Raw genomic sequence first — 16,981 nt, 5'->3', positions numbered from 1 at the left:
AATATGATATAACAGACTTGTAGGAACAAATTAACTGAGTCAATCTCTCCCCAAAGAGGGAGGGACACTGTGGTCCTTGTTATCGGAGCAGCGCAAACGCCGTTCAACAGGCGCAAAGACGGCACATCGTTTCGCGATTGGGCGGGCGATGCATTTGATGCGGCCCTCGCCATGTCCGGAATCGGGCGTTGCGATATTGATGCCTTGATCGTGGCGTCAGAAAGTGACTTCTTCACCCTCCAGCTCAATCCCGCATCTGTTCTAGTGCAAGACCTTGGCCTTACCGGCGTGCAGACGCTGCGCGTTGAGGGCGGCGGCGCAACCGGGCAAGTGGCGGTCCATGCAGGGGTCGAACGGATCCTATCAGGCCGTGCGCGTCATGTGGCGGTTTTGGGCGTCGATCCCTCTGCCAGTGCCTTGGCCGGCGACAGCATTCGCGAACTCTACGGGTATTCTTTTGATTTCTGGACGGATGGTTTGTCGGGTGTCACCTCAACCAGTCTTTACGCGCTGTCTTGGCAGGCTTTTGCTGCGCAGCACGGTGGAACAAGCGCCGATCTCGATGCCGTAACGATGAAAAACCGTGGCAATGCCATGTTGAATCCGAATGCACATTTGCCACGACATCATGAGGTCGGCGAATTTACGGCTTCTCCGATGATCGCCTCGCCCTATTGTCGGCTTCATTGCTCTCCGCTCAGCGACGGAGCAGCGGCATTGATCCTCTCCAGTGCTCAAGCGGCCCCAGATGCGCGCCGCAAAACTGCGCCTGAAATAAACGGGATTGGCTCTGCATCTGATTTGCCTGGACTGGGCCATCGTAAAAATCCCGGACACTTTGAGGCCAAATCCCTCGCCGCAAAACGTGCGATGGCGATGGCGGAGATATCCGCGTCAGACATCGCAGTGGCTGAAGTATATGACGCCTATGCAGGTGCCGAAGTGCAGGCCATTGCCGCCCTTGGTCTGTCCGATAATCCCCTTAATGCGTTGCGCAGCGGCGACTTCGCACAAAGCGGACGTTGTCCGGTCAATCTGTCAGGTGGATTGATTGGACAAGGCGCGCCTGTTGGTGCCACTGGCGTCGCTCAAACTGCGAGCTGTGCTTTGATGCTTGAGGGCCGGTATCACAAAGGCTTGCAGCCAGAGCGCCCATTGGGTCACGCGCTGGCGGATACCCACGGCGGTATCGGCACATCCTGCGCAGTCACGACCCTTCGCGCAGGAGCATCAGCATGAAACGGCAAGTAAGCCTAGACTACTCCCTGAGTGCTGGATGGCTCGCGCCGTGGCTAGAGGGCTTGCGCGTGGGCAAGGCAGTGGCCTCTCTCTGCTCGGCTTGTAACGAGGCACAGTTTCCGCCCCTGCGATTCTGCCCAACCTGCCGACAACACTCTGACGGATGGCGCAAACTGGACGGGCACGCTGATGTGCTGTTTCGCACCAAAGGCACAGATGGGGACATCGCCATGGTGCGCTTTGACGGTGCAAACAGCGCTTGCATCGCATGCATCGAGGCACTTCCAATAGGTGCTACCCGATGCGTCCTTACCACAAGTACAGATGAGCCTCCGATCCCGACCCTCATAGTGGAGCCTGAGACATGAGTGACTATCTGCAATCCCTTTCCCCTGACGTGCTGGCTGATTTGCATCTGAAGCAAGACGCATCAGGAAAATACCAAATCAAATGGCCCGCCGATTACAACATTTACACTGCGACTGTGGGTCGTTTTCTAGGCCCAGACGATCGCGACAAACCTGCGATGATCTTTGAAGTAGAGGATGGCAGCGTCACAACACTAAGCTTTGCGGATGTTGACACAGCCGCCTCCAGCCTTGCAGCAGAACTACGCCGAATGGGCTATGGCAAAGGCGACCCGATCGCGCTTCATACCGGACAGCATCCCGATACAGGGATAGGACATATGGCAATCGCCAAGATCGGTGGCATCGCCGTGACCTTATCACAGCTCTATGGGCCAGATACCTTGATCCACGCCCTCAACGATTGCCAAGCTCGCGTTATCCTGACCAGCAGCGATGCATGGGCGCCGTTGCGCAACGAGCATTTCCCCCACCTGCACCACGTAATGATGCGCGACCCAGGTGCGGATGAGCTTGATCTAGGCGCGGCCATGACAAACCCTCCCTCTGACTTTACGTCAGAGCTCGGCGGCGCTGATGATCCGGCGCTTTTAATGTATACTTCTGGCTCAACTGGCAAACCCAAAGGTATCATGCATGGCCACCGAATCCTTGCGGCCTACACGCCATCTATCAATCTGTTCTTCAACCTCGACCTTGATGATCTCGACGCGGTCTATTGGTCGCCCTCTGACTGGGCATGGGTGGGTGGATTGCTCGACATGCTGTTTCCGGCATGGATGGCCGGGCGCCCCGTCGCGACGTCGCTCGAACGCTTTACGGCAGAGTATGCCTATGGCTTTATGAGCCGCCACAATGTCACTCACACCTTTCTAGCCCCGACAGCGATCAAGCGCCTTGCGCAACACCCCGACCCGCGCCGCCAGTATGATTTGTCACTCAGGATCATCTGCACAGGAGGCGAAGCGCTCGCCGCCAAAACACTTGCGTGGTCCGAGGAGAAGCTGGGCGTCGTGTGTAACGAGTTCTACGGCATGACCGAAGTCAATCACCTGATCGGCAATTGCGCAGCCCTGTTCGCGCGCCGGCCCGGTTCCATGGGGCGCGCCTATCCCGGACATGAGGTTTTGCTAGTCGATGGCGACGGAAAACAGGTCGCTGACGGTGAACCTGGCGAAGTCGTCACACCGCACGCCTCGCCCACACGTTTTCTGGGATATTTCAACAACGCCGAAAAAACCAAAGATATGAAACTCGGCAACTATTGGCGAACCCATGATCTGGCCGTTCGAGACGGTGATGGGTACTTCTGGTACAAGGGCCGCTCTGACGATCTTATCAAATCATCAGGGTTTCGAATCGGCCCTGCGGAAGTTGAGGAGTGTTTGCTTGCGCACCCCGCTGTCGCTGAGGTCGCTGTTATTGCGAAACCGGATGCAGATCGCGGCGCCATCGTCAAAGCGATTATTAGTACCCGATCCGGATATGTGGGTGGCGACGCTCTGGCTCAAGACCTACAAAACCATGTCAAAAAGCGCCTAGCCGGCTACAAAGCCCCACGCGAGTTAGAATTTGTCGATAGTTTTCAGATGACCTCTTCTGGCAAGATAAATCGTCGGATACTACGTGACGCTGAAACCGCCAAAGCAAAGGCATCTTAATCAGAATAAGAAAGCTAGTTAAAAAAATGTAAAAAGTCCTAGCGGATGTCGTAATTGCCAATGCAGAGAAGCTTTGATTGCCGCTTGTCGCAAAACGACTGACGGCCAATCCAACTTTGAGATTTGCCCAAAATAGGGCGGCCTAGATCCTCGAGCCTGACATGACATGACATGACATGACATTTTACTCAGCCGTGCAAAATTCCTCAAATCTAAAATTCCAATACGCAAGCTTAAACAAAGAGCCCAAAAACACGAGATTGGCTTTTCAATGTGATAAGGTTTGCAGCTCCCAGCGCGTCGTGCGGAGAGAGAACACCATTGGGTGTTCTGTTGCTAAAGTGGACATCGATACATCACGCAGCATTGGTGATTTAGAGCTAATTGTGTTGAAAAATTCGTTAATCCCAGCCTCTCGAAGTGGGTTATCGGATGATTTTACTTGGCCGTCTGTATGTCGACTACGATTTTAGCCGATGGCGGGCACCACCGGCTTGAGCTTGGCGAGTTTCCGAAGGTTGTAAGCGATTTCTGCGAAGGTAAATTCATCTTGGACGCCGTATGGGCCGCGTAATAGGAGCCTAACCAAACCTAGGATGCGTTCGAGGTGGACGAAGAGCATCTCGACTTTCTTTCGGCAGTGCGAGGCGGTTTGATTGAAGTCTGATGCGGTACATTGACAGGCAAATTCTCGAACGATCTCGTGTTTTTTCCAGATGGATCGCGCGCATCTCTGATTTGGGACAGCATTTGGCTTTTAATGTGCAATCGATGCAATCGGGTTTAAGAGCCCAGTATTTGCGCGCTCTCCATTCGTTTGGGATCCCAAATTACAAATATTTGCACGAAGGGGGCAAAAATATCGGTAAATTCTTGACTTAAGGATCCCGAAAGATTGTAATGGGATCCAGAAGACCGGACACAAACTGAATTGCGATTCTAAATTCTTGCAGTTCAAGTTGCGATCGGAAGTGAGAGAGGTAGAAAACTGCCCCTTACTTTGCCGTTCAAAGATTGCACGCGCAGAGGGAGCAACAGGCCCCCTGCACAACATGAAGAGCTTAGGGAGGACATTATGCTCAGAACGATTACCAAGGCGGCAGTTGCCGTAACATTCGCACTTAGCGCAAACGCGGGTTTCGCGCAGGTCAACTTGACATCCAACGCCGCAGGCGCTGGAACAGCCGGCGCTCTATCCGCGACATCGCTGGTCGAAAACGCATCCGCTGCAGGCATCGCCAATATCCAGATGAAAGATGGACAGACCGGTACAAAATACGTGATGGCCTTGGCTGAAGGTAAAATCGACCTCGCAAGCGGCCCGTTCATTTTGCCGTTCTTGATGGCGAAGGCGGCTGGTCCCTACTCTAACCTAGAGAAAGACAAGGCCAAGGAACTCGGCAACAGCATCGCGATGCTTTATCCCTACACTTTCTCGATCTTCACCATGTATGCCTATGATGCCAAAGGCGTTTCTGGCTGGGATGATCTAAAAGGCATGAAGGTTCTGAACGGCCCACCCCGTGGTACGGCGGCGTTGAACTCTCGCAGCTTGATTCAACTTTTCACGGGCCTCAAGTCCGAGGACGACTATGACACGGTCACAGTGAACTGGAGCCAGATGCCTTCCGCGATTATCGACGGCACTGTGGACGCAGCAGTCATTCCCGCGATGTTCCCTGGCCCACGTGTGACGCAGGCCTCTGCGGCGGGTGCAATGACGATGTATTCGATGCCAAAGGAGACCTTCGAAGCGCCCGCCACGCAAAAGTTCCTGAACAAGCCGGGTTCCACGCCTTTCGTTGTACCACTTGCGCAGATCAAAACAGCAATGGGTGACGGTTGGACGGTTGTCTCTGAAGACGACATGTTCCGCGGCAAAGCGGTTCCGGGCGGCGATCTCGTGAACAAAAGCATGGACGAAGAGCTCGCGTATCAGCTGACCAAGACCCACATCGACAACTTGGACAAGATCAAAGCGATGGCACCTTTCATGGCAACGTTGAACTTTGGCGATGTGTCTGAGAAGGCCAACGGTCTGTGCGGCGCGAACATCGTGAAGTTCCACCCAGGTGCCGTGCGCGCATGGGAAGAAGCGGGTCACATGCTGCCTGATTGCGCTAAGCCTTAATACTTAGTCCATATCACTTAAGAGGGCGGCTTTGGTACGCCCTCTTTTTTTCTGTCGCCCCCCACCTCTAAAAAACGGCAAAAAATTATGTCAGATCAAATTTCCTCCCCCGCCATACAACCTATTGAAAAGTCTACACTTGTAGAGCGCTTGGTTTATTTTCTTGCGCTACTTCTGGTACTTTTGGGTCTCGTCAACGTGACCCCCTCCATTCCGGGTTGGGACAATTTGTGGAAAGATCTGACGGGGAACGAGCTTTTCAAAATTCGCCGTTTCCCAACCGAATGGCTGTTCCCGATCACCTTCTTTTGGATGATGTTGATCGTCGCGCTGAAACATTCCATGTGGCACAGCTGGAGTAACAAAAGCGCTAATATGCGCCGCTTTGGTTTCTGCATGGATGCAGCGCTTGTGATCGCCGCTGCCGCTATTTCTTTGACCTATTTGATTGAAATCGAAGCCGTTTGCTTGATCGATGTCTTCACAGGGGACCGCGAACGCCTCGTTGCAAAAGCTTTGCAGGCGGAAATCGATTTCGCAGAACTTTACGGCCTCCCTGCCCCGGACTCTGCCGATGATCCCGGATGTGCGACGACGACTGGTAAGTGGCTCATCTTAATCATATTCGCCTCGGTCGTTGTATTCCTTGGCTATAACATCAAAGTGTGGGGCTTACCGCTGGTCTTGGTTTCGATCCTGATCGCCGCTTACACATTCTTGACGATTCTCAACTGGTATTTCTTCGGTGCAGAAGGCCAGAATAAGTATCTCGTGACGATCCTTAGCAGCGAAAAGGCCCGAACCCTCGGGTCCAGCCTTGGCTTTTTTCAGGACGCCTTAATCAATCAATCCTCTGGCCTGCTCGGTCGCTTTATCAACGTGCTCCTGATCCTCGTCTTTCCTTATGTCATCTTGGGCGCACTTTTCGGCAAATGCGCGGGTGGTCAATCGCTGATCAAACTCGCCTTTGCGGCAACCCGTAATCTGCGCGGCGGTCCAGCGCACGCTGCTATCGTATCATCAGCAATGTTTGGCACGATTACAGGCGGCCCTGTTGTGAACGTGCTCTCAACCGGTGTCCTGACGATCCCGATGATGCTCAAGCGTGGCTTTTCCAAGGTCTTCGCAGGGGGCGTCGAAGCTGCCGCCTCATCAGGTGGCGCGATCATGCCACCGATCATGGGTGTCGCGGCCTTCATCATGGCTGCGCTGACCGGTGTGCCATACCGCGAGATCATTATCGCGGCGGCCTTACCCGCGTTCTTCTATTTCTTCTGCCTGTTCCTTTCAGTGATCTTCCAAGCGCGAAAGCAAAATATCGAGGCAGTCGGCGAGTTAACCGAAGACATGAAACTCACTGGCGAAGATCGCTTGCACTTGATGCAGATCTTTGGGCCAGTGTTGCTCGTTTTGATCCTCCTTCTGACACCCAAGGACGCGATCGGCTGTAGCTGGTACTCCATAATGCTTGGCGCTGTTGTGGATCAAAGCAATGGCACATGCGACATCATATCCCTGCCCTGGATCATCGAGCTGTTCCAGAACGCTGCTGGCGATGCGAGTGCGGCAGGTTGGTGGTCTGTAATTTTATTGCTGATCCTCATGTTCCTCGATAAAGAATTCCGCGCCAAGCCAGCGAAAATTCTTGACGGTCTTTCCCAAGCGGGCGTGACCATCTCCACACTCTTCTTGATGTTTATGGCCGTCACCGTGATCGACGTGTGCTTGAACTTCACAGGCCTCGCAAAGTTCGTGGCTGTTGACGTGCTCGGCTTCCTAAATTCTTTCGATGTCTCCGCAACGTCCGCTGGTTTCCAGCTATTCGCATTGTTCCTGACAATGCTGCTGGCAGTCCTTCTTGGCATGGGCATGCCTGCCGTCCCCGCCTATATCAATGTGGCGTTGTTGATGGGGCCAATGCTTGTGGGCTTGGGTCTTGCGACCTTCACCGCGCATATGTTCATCTTCTATTTCGCGGTTGCCTCTGCGATCACGCCACCCGTTGCTTTGGCCGCGTTTGCCGCCGCCAGCATAACCAAGGCAGACCCGATGAAGACCGGATTTTCCGCCGTGCGTTCTGGCATTGTGATGTTCACGATCCCCTTCGTCTTCGCGCTTTACCCTGAGCTTTTGCTGATCGACAAAGCTGTAGTTGATCCTAATAGCGGGCTGTTCTTGGCAGGCTATGACGGAACAACAAATTTCGGCTGGCTTGTATTCTTGATGCTACGCATCTCCGTCGCGCTTTATCTCGTTTCCAGCGCCCTTGCCGCGTTTGATCGCAAAGCGCTGAAACCGATTGAGATCTTTGCACGCCTCGCAATCGCAGCATTGATCTTAGCCCGTCCCATAGAGGTCTACGGGATCGCCTTAGCAATAGGCATCGCGCTTGTCGGATGGCACACATTACGTAACAAAGATGCGGTGCCAGCGTAGACAGGGGAAGTAAAATGACTGAACGCCCGAGCTACATCCTCTTCATCACAGATCAACAGCGTTACGATCATTTGGGCTGTAACGGTCATCCGGTTCTGCGCACGCCGAACATTGATGCGATGGCCGCTGAGGGCGTCAGTCATGATCGCTTCTACGTCGCCTCGCCCGTTTGCATGCCCAATCGCGCCAGCCTGATGACTTGCCGAATGCCATCGAGCCATGGCACACGTTCGCTTGGCATTCCATTGTCCCATGACAATGTGACGTTCGTGGAGCTTTTGTCCGCTGCTGGATATGACACATGTCTCATCGGAAAAAGCCACCTACAGAATGTGTCGGATTGGGACATTCAAATCGAACCGCCTGAGCACAGGGAAGACTTTGCAGCACCGCCCGATGATCTTGCCATCGCCGTTCGCTGTGATCTCGACAATGAGACGTATCAATACGAGCGGCAAGAATTTTGGGACAAGCCAGACCCAAAAGTGCCACTGCCGTTCTATGGTTTTAACGAATACACATCTGTAATGCGCCATGGCTTTAACACGGGTGGCGATCATTTAGAGTGGGTGAAGAAAAACGCCCCAGACGCGCTTGCAAAGCGCGGACGCAACATACAATTAGCACATGACTACACCGTCCCCCAAGCCATTCGTACCAAAGTCCCTGAAGAACACTACTCAACAAGTTTTATCGCTGATCGCGCGGCTGAGTGGCTGGAAGCACGCAAAGACAATCCAAAGCCATTCCTGCTCGTAGTGTCTTTCCCTGATCCGCATCATCCATTCACCCCTCCCGGTAAATATTGGGACATGTATAAGCCCGAAGATATGGTCGTGCCAGCCGCGTATGTGGGTGATGATTGGGATCCACCAGAGTATGTCAAAATCGCCGAACGCGATCGCGCCAATGATCCCTCATTGGGCCAAATGGCCGGGTATTCGCTGGCCGTTTCCAAACAAGAGGCACAGGAAGCCCGCGCGCTGACCTGTGGGATGATCACGATGATCGATGATGCGGTCGGACGCGTGCGCAATGCTGCCTTCGAATCGGGCGTCGCTGATAATACCGTGCAAATCTATACGTCTGATCATGGGGATCACTTGGGGGAACATCGGCTTTTGTTCAAAGGGGCCGAACAATATGACAGCCTGACCCATGTGCCCTTCATCTGGGCGGATCCCAAAGCAGACAGCGGTACCCGCACAGATGATCTGGCGCAAACGCATGATATCGGCACCACTATTCTGGAGCACGCCAAGGTCGAAAGATCGCTTGGCATGCAGGGCGTCGTTTTGCCAGTTGTGGGCGGCGCGGGGCGCAATGCGGCGCATATCCAATATGAAACGCAACGTACACAAGAAGCTTTTGGCCCGCGTCCGCGTGTCCACAGTATTGTGCAAGGCAATTGGCGGCTCTCGATTTATCTCGGCAAATGCCAAAATGAGCTGTTCGATCTCGCCAATGATCCTGGTGAAATGGTGAACCTATGGGACAATGCTGAAAACCAAGACGTAAAAGCGCGTTTGCTCGAAGGTTTAGCAGAGCTGGAAATCGCAGCGGCAGATCGCGTTCCGCTCCCAACCGCGCAGGCTTAGAATGACGCTTTCAACCACATTCACCACCTTAGGCACAGCTGGGGGCCCTGTCCCAAAGCTCCATCGCTCCCAGCCTGCACATGCGATTACGCGAGGTGAGCGTGTAATCCTAATTGATTGCGGTGAAGGTACGATGCAGCAACTGATGCGCGCAGGCATTGATTTTCGCCGCGTGCACAAGATCATCTTGTCGCACCACCATTTTGATCATATCGGCTCCCTATTCACCTGCCTTGGCATCAATATGATGCTGCAACGCACACAGCCGATCACAGTTTATGGCCCTGTGGGCACCCGTCAGATCATCGAGGGCCTTTTGTCGGCCTGTGATGTGCCTAGTGCAATCGGCTTTGGTGTCTCAGGCCAAACGCTTCCACATCCGCGTGAGTTTGTGAAGGTTGAGGAAATCCATGCAGGTGACAGCTTCAAGATCGATGACATTCGCATCTCATGTTGCGAAAACACGCATTACCGCAGTGAGGAAAACTTTGGGACCGAAGGGCCCATATCACTTTCTTTGCGTTTTGACGCACCTGATCGCTCGATCGTTTACACAGGCGACACAGGTCCTTGCAGCTTGGTCGAAGAATTGGCCACGGACGCGCAGCTTTTGGTCGGGGAAATGATGGTTGCCGAGCAAATCATCGCGCAACTTATGGAAAAGAACCCCCATATGACCGCAGAGCGCATCGCAATGATGGGCGAGCATTTGCACGCGCACCATATGAGCCCTGAGCAATTAGGGGAACTTGCCCAGCGCGCTGGTGTTGAGCACGTGGTTGCAGTTCACATCCCACTCGACAGCATTAACTCCGAAACTGCGCCCGATTACACAGCGCGGATCTCGCGGCGGTATTCTGGCAAAGTTGCGATCGCAAACGATCTTGACCAATTTTGATTTAGGAATTGAATATGACTTTGGCTTCAAAAGTAACGCAAGCTGCGCGCAAACTGACAGGACGACCAGCCCCGCGCGTCTTAACCGTAAAAAACGCTTGGTATCTAACGCCCAATATGATCCGCGTCGTTTTCGCAGGCCCAGAATTGGACGGCTTTCCAGCAGATCGTGACGGCGGGAATTGCAAGCTGATGATCCCTGAAATTGATGAAAGCAAAGCGCATTTTATTGAACGCCTGACAAGCGGCCCTGCTCCTGTTCGACGAACTTATACGGTGCGCAAGTTTGACGCGTCGGCAAAAGAGTTGAGCATCGATTTTGTGGCCCACGGTGATGAAGGTCCCGCGTCACGTTGGGCCAGTTCTGCCAAGGCTGGGTATTTTCTGGGCTTCGCTGGTCCGAGCACGCCGAAGCTGACGCAGTTCGACGCGGATTGGTACCTTGTCGCGGCGGATCCATCGGCGATCCCCGTGGCTGCGGTCGCACTAGAGGCGATGCCGAGGGATGCGAAGGGCATCGCGATCTTTGAAATCACAGCGCCACAAGATCAACAGGACATCGATGCACCCGAGGGGATAGAAATGCATTGGCTGGTTCATCCTGACCCGCATCAAGCCTCAACGCGCCCAGAAGCCTTCATCAAATCGATGGAGTGGCCAGAGGGGCGGGTGCAGACCTGTATCGCAGGCGAGTCTGGCGTCATTCGTTCCTTGCGTGATTTTCTGAGCAATGAGAAAAAGGTGCCCCGCGAGGACACCTATATTTCTGGCTATTGGAAGATTGGTCTGATTGAGGAACAGCACCAAAAAGCCAAGCAAGACGGCGCTGCTTGAGCGCCGTCGTTTGCTTTTAGCTTGTTAAACGTCACCCTGCTCAATCTCTTTCGCACATTGGATATAGTAATGTCGCGTCGGACAATTGATCTGACTGACTGCATGTGCCCTGAGCGTTTCCGCTTTCAACGCTTTTGCAGCATCGACCTCATAACCCACGTTCAACAAACGATCTACAAGCTGAAGCCCCCATTGAAAGTCACCGTCTTTGAGCGCCTTTTGCGCAGATGCCAAGACAGCCGCACCTCCCCCTGCCATGTCTATGAAGCGCACGGCCTCGTTCTTTGGTGAGAGCGGCGCAAGCGAGGTAGGATTGCCATCAAACCAACCCATCGTGCCAACAAAATAGGCGCGCACGGAAAAATCAACACGGCCGTAGTATTCCCGTAGGTGCGGTTTCTCGGCCAAGTGGTCTGGCAGCTTCACTTTATGCGCCAATTCGTCAATCGTTAAACCTTCGTCCATTCCATTGCGGGTTTCATCGACAATATGGCGGATCGCATCACGGTAATCTGTCAAATCGCTCTTGATTTTACCCGCACCAAACACCGCTTTTGTGTGACCGGGCCCAAGCACTTCCGGTCCAAACCCCATCAACAAATCCATCGTATCAGCCCAAGAATCGAAATCACGATACGCGGTGCCGCGTGGCGGGTAGAGGTTGGGGAAAGAGCGATAAAAGTTATCGCCACAGATCAACACTTTCTTCTCGGGATACCAAACGACGATGTGATCGGGCGTCTCACCCGGAGCGCGAACCAGCTCTAGATCAATGCCGTGGATGTTGATCTTTGCGCCCTCGTCACCGATCCTTTGTGTCGGTGGTAAAGCACCTGCCCCCATTCCTTTGAGCGGTCGCGCGCCAGGTCCGACACCGATACCCACAATTTCATCTGGGTAAGACAGACCAATGCCAAACTGCCGCTTGGTACGTACTTGCATGGCTTTGACGGGCTGCGGATGATTGGAGGCCACAAAGAGCGAATCCTCAGAAAACCGCGTACTTGCAAGGATCTCAGGACTTCCGCCTTCGGCAAATACGCTCGCACCAGAAACATGATCGCGGTGTGAATGGGTCAGGATAATCGTCTTGATAGGAAGGTCAGTGATCTTGCGAAACTCGGCCAAGATATTCTCTGCGGCCGCTGTCGTCTCCGACGTATCAACGATGATCAAACCATCGTCGCCAATGATCATATACACGTTGGATGCCGCAAAACCGAAGGCTTGATAGACATTATCTGCAAGCTTTACGATTTCTTTTTCGAAATAAGCGGGGTGCGCTACGAGTTCGGGATGCATGACTGAGATCCTTTCTAGCAATGTCGCGAGGATGAGATGAAAAACGCGAGACGTTAAGCTTTAGTTCTCATCCATAAACGCGCTTTGGGATCCTAAAATCAAGGGTTACTGCCGCTTGAATCCATAAAAACAGCAAATTTTTCTTGATATGGGATCCTAAATTGTGCAAATTCGTTAAATTAGGGGAAATACTTCGCATTTATTAGGCGCTCATTTGATTTTTGGGATCCCAATCTGTGCCGCCCCCTCTTGCAATTAAGTAAACTGGGAGAACGTAATGAAACTTCATCAAATGAGCTTAGGCATTACACTATCTGCCACTTTGGGGCTTTTAGCCCAAACCGCCGTCAGTGACGAATTAAGCGCCGCAACGTTCCTGCCACCACAGCACCATACCAACACGGGCATGTTTACGTGGTTCGCCGAAGAGATTGACAAGCGCTCTGGCGGTTCTTTGACAATGAAGCTCTACCCTGCCGGTCAGCTCGGCGCAGGTCCTGTTCAGCAATATAAGCGCGCGGTTGAGGGCGTTGGCGACATCACTTTTGGCGTCTCCGCTTACACACCCGCACTTTTCCCCAAGACGATGTTGGCTATCTTACCCGGCAGCTCTGAGAACGCAGATCAATCGACGCGCGCGATTTGGAACATATTTGAGGACCACCTCGCGAGTGAATATGAGGATGTGAAAGTATTGGCTGTCGGCACAGTGACAGGCAACTTGCTGGCCGCGACGCGCGATGTCTCCACGATGGACGGCCTCAAAGGCGCGAAGATTGTGCCCTTTGCTGCAATGACGAGTCCTATCGTCAAAGCGCTTGGCGCAGTACCTGTGCAAATGCCTGTGACAGAGATGTACACGGGTCTGTCCACAGGGACGATCGATGCGACCACCGCTTCTTATAACAACATTACGCCGCCTTGGAACTTCTGGGATGTCTCCACTTATATCGTCGAGAACGTGCCGACGACCTTCGCCGTGACTTACGCGGTTATGAACAAAGAGCGATACACGGGCCTGTCGGATGAGCATCGCGCAATCATTGACGAGCTTGCCGGTTTGCCGATGTCGCTCGAGCTGGCGAAATCATTTGATGGTGCAGACGAACGTTCTAAAAAGATGATCGCTGAAGCAACCGAAAAGAACTACCAATGGGTTGTCGTGTCTGATGAAGAGCGTGCAAAAATGGATGCAGCGGTTGCCGCAGGACTGGATGAGATCTTTGCAGACTATGAGGTTCGTGGCATCAGAGATGCACGTACGATCTACGACGCACTGAACCAATAAATTACAAATTCGCGTGCCGTCGAAGACGTTTCCGGGGCACGCTATTCTACTAAATCGGAAGGCGTTTTACCATGGCTGTCATCATTCCAACCAACAAATCCGTCGAGGGCTTTGAGGGATTGCACCTCTATCACGGTGGCATCTCCAATTGCTCCATGCGTGTGCGCATGACATTGATCGAAAAAGGTCTTGACTGGGAAAGTCATCACCTTGATCTCAAGAAGAAAGAAAACATCACCGACGACTATTTCGGCATCAATCCCAATGGTCTGGTCCCAACGTTGATCGACAATGGTGTGGTTCATATCGAATCCAACGACATCATCGATTATCTCGATGAAACCTATGCCGAACCGTCTTTGCGCCATGGCGATGAGGCGGAACTGATGGGTTGGCTCCACCTTGCCGCTGCGATCCATGTGCCGGCCTGCAAGCCTTATGTCTACGCGACCAAGATGGCACCGAAGATAAAAAAAACAGCCGAAGAGCAGGCGAAATATAATGCTCTACAACAAAACGAAGAACTCAAAAACTTTCACGCAAAACACGAAGGCGACAAAAGTTTTAGCACCAGTGATCTCGACAAGGCGACGGCCATTCTGGATGCGTGTTTCTTCAAGCTCGAAAAAACGCTTGAGGGGCGCAAGTGGATCATGGGCGATGAATACAGCCTCGCAGATATTTCCTGGATCCCCCTGCATTTCGTAATTCTTGGCTGCGGATACTCGTTTGAACCCTATCCCAATGTGACCCGCTGGGCGGAGGACTTTGCGCAAAAGGAAAGCTTCAAAGAGGGCGTTCTAAAGTGGTGCCCTGATTTTGCAGAAGTTTGAGTAATGATGAGCCAAACGCGCGAAAAACCTGCTCTGATCACTCTATTGGATCGCGTGTTGACTTGGATCGCTTTCCTTTGCGGTGGCGGGACCTTGATCTTTATGACCGGGTTTTCCGTGTGGAACGTGCTCATCATGCGTAAAGCGTTGAACGCACCGATCACTGGTGCGGAAGACCTTTTGATCCTGTGCCTTGTGGTCATCGTCGCGCTGTCGATCCCCTTTGGCGCACGCACAGGCGCGCACATCGAGATCGAAGTCTTGGAAGCACGCATGTCAGTTGCCTTCGCCAAGTGGTCGATGATCGTGGTGAAACTCATGGGGTTTGGTCTGCTTATCTTTATGTCTTGGCGACTTTGGCATGCAGGGGGCACGGCAAGCAAGTTTGGCGAGACCACGCAGCAGCTTTTGATCTCATACGAGCCCTTTTACTACTTGCTAGCGGCGTCCGTTGCGATCTACGCACTCGTTCTCCTGCTCGATATTTGGCAAATCTTGCGCTCGGGCAAGGTCGCTCCGCTGAGCTTAGCAAATGAGCCGTCATGATCAGCCTCACGCTTTTGGGCATCTTGGGCCTGCTTTCGCTGTTCGTTCTGCTGGCCCTGCGCATGCCTGTGGGCTTGTCGATGCTTGGCGTCGGCTTCATCGGCACGATCATCGCGAACGCAAACAAGTTCATGGCCGTGGGCATGGCCGAGGATCAGACTTGGGCGCGCGGTCTCAAAATCGCCTATTCCAATCTCGCAGGAGAAACGTTCGAGGCAGCATCGAATTACAACCTCTTGGTCATTCCGATGTTCGTGCTCATGGGCAATCTCGCGGGCGTATCTGGCATGTCGAACGATCTGTTCTCCGCCGCCTATCGCTGGATGGGGCATTTGCGCGGCGGGCTGGCTTCGGCCACGATTGTCGCCTGCGCTGGTTTCGCGGCACTCTCAGGATCTTCGCTGGCATCGGCGGTGACGATGGGGCGCGTCGCGCTGCCCGAAATGAAGAAGTACAAATACGCGGACAACCTTGCCACAGGATCCGTCGCAGCGGGCGGCACGCTTGGCTTCTTGATCCCACCATCCGGTGGCATGATTATCTATGCGGTCCTAACCGAGCAATCCATTGGACGGCTGTTCATGGCAGGGGTTTTTCCGGGCCTCATCCTGACGCTCTTATTCATTGGCGCGATTTATTTCGCGGTCATTCGCAATCCAGAAGCAGGCCCTCGGGGCGCACGTTTTGGCCGCTCCGAACGGCTCTCCTCACTGGTGCGTGCATTGCCGATCCTCGCTGTTGTGCTCGCCACAATCGGCGGCATGTACACAGGCTTTTTCACCCCTGTCGAAGCCTCTTCCGTCGGCGCATTCCTCACGTTCATCGTCGCTCTCTCGCGCCGCTCGCTAGACTGGCAAGCCTCCAAAGAGGTGATCTTGGAGACGATGAACGCTACCGCCACGATCTTTATGATTATCATTGGCGCATTTGTGTTTATCCCCTTCATGTCGCTCACAGAACTACCCGCGCAATTGGTAGTTATTCTGACATCCCTGCCCATTGGCGAGATTGGTATTCTGCTGATTGTAGTGCTGATCTACATGTTCCTTGGCATGTTCCTAGAAGCCATGGCGATGCTCGTACTAACCATCCCCGTGGTCATCCCCATCGCGGTTGCACTTGAATGGGATCTGATCTGGTTCGGCATTATTGTGGTGATCGTGCTCGAAATGGGTATGATTAGCCCACCCGTTGGGATCAATGTATTCATCGTCAAATCCATCGCCCAAGACGTCCCAATGAGCACGATCTTCCGCGGCATCTGGCCGTTCTGGTTCGCGATGGCAGCGATGATCGGACTGTTGATCGTGTTCCCGCAAATCGCATTGTTCTTGCCGCAAGCCGTGGTCGGCAGGTAGCTACGAAGTTACTGTTGCAAAACGATCAACCCGGAAAGATGAGGAACCAAGCATGATTGCACTCAGTTTTCTTTGGGATCATCACTATTCATTTTGGGCGCTCATAAGCGTTCCTGCAATCCCGATGTAGTAGGACACTCCTCTGACGATCCTAAAACGATCAACCAATTGCAACACCCCAGCGGTGAATTCTCCGCCCTCATTATGATGATCACGCTTTTTGTGATGTGGCGCACGGGCTGGCGCAGACCACGTTGATCGATGAAACGCCGCCGCTACCTTTGCGTTGCGGCCTTTGGCTATGCATTGCTATACACGTCGTTCTACTTGCTCAATTTGAGCGCGTTTGCACTCAAAAGCAATGAGATATCAAAGCCCTACATTTGGACCGGCTGGCTGGCGTTCTTCATCTTCGTGCCGCTCGTTTTGCTTGTGACTTACCTTATATGGTCGAACCTAAGCAGAAAAGCGAGCCGCGCAGCTGTTTAAG

The 16,981-nt window shown here is 53.2% G+C and carries 13 protein-coding genes; 12 read left to right on the top strand and 1 reads right to left on the bottom strand.

The features are described from left to right. The first annotated feature begins 69 nt into the window (after nucleotides 1-69). From QZ280_RS14155 to QZ280_RS14120, 8 genes are all read left to right on the top strand, one after another. Entirely contained in the window at nucleotides 70-1,239 is a 1,170-nt protein-coding gene (locus QZ280_RS14155) for a thiolase family protein (protein ID WP_293445351.1), read from the top strand. Then, nucleotides 1,236-1,607, top strand: a complete 372-nt coding sequence (locus QZ280_RS14150) for a zinc ribbon domain-containing protein (RefSeq protein WP_293445349.1) — start codon at nucleotides 1,236-1,238, stop codon at nucleotides 1,605-1,607. Before QZ280_RS14155 ends, QZ280_RS14150 begins: the two co-directional genes overlap by 4 nt. Continuing rightward, complete coding sequence (locus QZ280_RS14145) at nucleotides 1,604-3,268, top strand: AMP-binding protein (RefSeq protein ID WP_293445347.1); 1,665 nt, start codon at nucleotides 1,604-1,606, stop codon at nucleotides 3,266-3,268. Before QZ280_RS14150 ends, QZ280_RS14145 begins: the two co-directional genes overlap by 4 nt. 1,075 nt (nucleotides 3,269-4,343) lie before the next feature. After that, nucleotides 4,344-5,399, top strand: a complete 1,056-nt coding sequence (locus tag QZ280_RS14140; RefSeq protein ID WP_293445345.1) for a TAXI family TRAP transporter solute-binding subunit — start codon at nucleotides 4,344-4,346, stop codon at nucleotides 5,397-5,399. A gap of 87 nt (nucleotides 5,400-5,486) precedes the next feature. Then, a complete protein-coding gene (locus QZ280_RS14135) occupies nucleotides 5,487-7,835 on the top strand; it encodes a TRAP transporter fused permease subunit (protein ID WP_293445343.1) in 2,349 nt (782 codons plus the stop codon). Between the two features lie 14 nt (nucleotides 7,836-7,849). Then, nucleotides 7,850-9,433, top strand: coding sequence for a sulfatase-like hydrolase/transferase (locus QZ280_RS14130; protein WP_293445341.1), 1,584 nt, complete (start codon nucleotides 7,850-7,852; stop codon nucleotides 9,431-9,433). A gap of 1 nt (nucleotide 9,434) precedes the next feature. After that, nucleotides 9,435-10,331 carry an MBL fold metallo-hydrolase gene (locus QZ280_RS14125; protein ID WP_293445339.1) on the top strand — a complete coding sequence of 299 codons (897 nt, stop codon included), beginning with the start codon at nucleotides 9,435-9,437 and terminating at the stop codon, nucleotides 10,329-10,331. A gap of 14 nt (nucleotides 10,332-10,345) precedes the next feature. Next, nucleotides 10,346-11,164, top strand: coding sequence for a siderophore-interacting protein (locus QZ280_RS14120; RefSeq protein ID WP_293445337.1), 819 nt, complete (start codon nucleotides 10,346-10,348; stop codon nucleotides 11,162-11,164). A gap of 24 nt (nucleotides 11,165-11,188) precedes the next feature. Here the strand turns inward: QZ280_RS14120 and QZ280_RS14115 are convergent, their stop codons facing one another. Continuing rightward, nucleotides 11,189-12,466 carry an alkyl/aryl-sulfatase gene (locus tag QZ280_RS14115; RefSeq protein WP_293445335.1) on the bottom strand — a complete coding sequence of 426 codons (1,278 nt, stop codon included), beginning with the start codon at nucleotides 12,464-12,466 and terminating at the stop codon, nucleotides 11,189-11,191. 277 nt (nucleotides 12,467-12,743) lie between these two features. On the opposite strand from QZ280_RS14115, the gene QZ280_RS14110 reads away from it, so the two are divergent. From QZ280_RS14110 to QZ280_RS14095, 4 genes are all read left to right on the top strand, one after another. After that, on the top strand, nucleotides 12,744-13,754 hold the full coding sequence (locus tag QZ280_RS14110) for a TRAP transporter substrate-binding protein (protein ID WP_293445333.1): 1,011 nt from the start codon (nucleotides 12,744-12,746) through the stop codon (nucleotides 13,752-13,754). Between the two features lie 71 nt (nucleotides 13,755-13,825). Continuing rightward, the gene (locus tag QZ280_RS14105; protein ID WP_293445331.1) at nucleotides 13,826-14,587 is read left to right on the top strand and encodes a glutathione S-transferase family protein; all 762 of its coding nucleotides are present in this window, start codon (nucleotides 13,826-13,828) and stop codon (nucleotides 14,585-14,587) included. A 3-nt stretch (nucleotides 14,588-14,590) separates the two neighbouring features. Beyond that, nucleotides 14,591-15,133: a TRAP transporter small permease gene (locus QZ280_RS14100; protein ID WP_293445329.1), complete on the top strand. Its 543-nt coding sequence runs from the start codon at nucleotides 14,591-14,593 to the stop codon at nucleotides 15,131-15,133. After that, the gene (locus QZ280_RS14095; protein ID WP_293445327.1) at nucleotides 15,130-16,491 is read left to right on the top strand and encodes a TRAP transporter large permease; all 1,362 of its coding nucleotides are present in this window, start codon (nucleotides 15,130-15,132) and stop codon (nucleotides 16,489-16,491) included. Before QZ280_RS14100 ends, QZ280_RS14095 begins: the two co-directional genes overlap by 4 nt. Nucleotides 16,492-16,981 lie beyond the last annotated feature (490 nt).

The organism is Planktotalea sp. (genome assembly GCF_018607995.1).
Lineage (GTDB): Bacteria > Pseudomonadota > Alphaproteobacteria > Rhodobacterales > Rhodobacteraceae > Planktotalea.
This window is presented reverse-complemented; position numbering and strand designations above follow the sequence as displayed.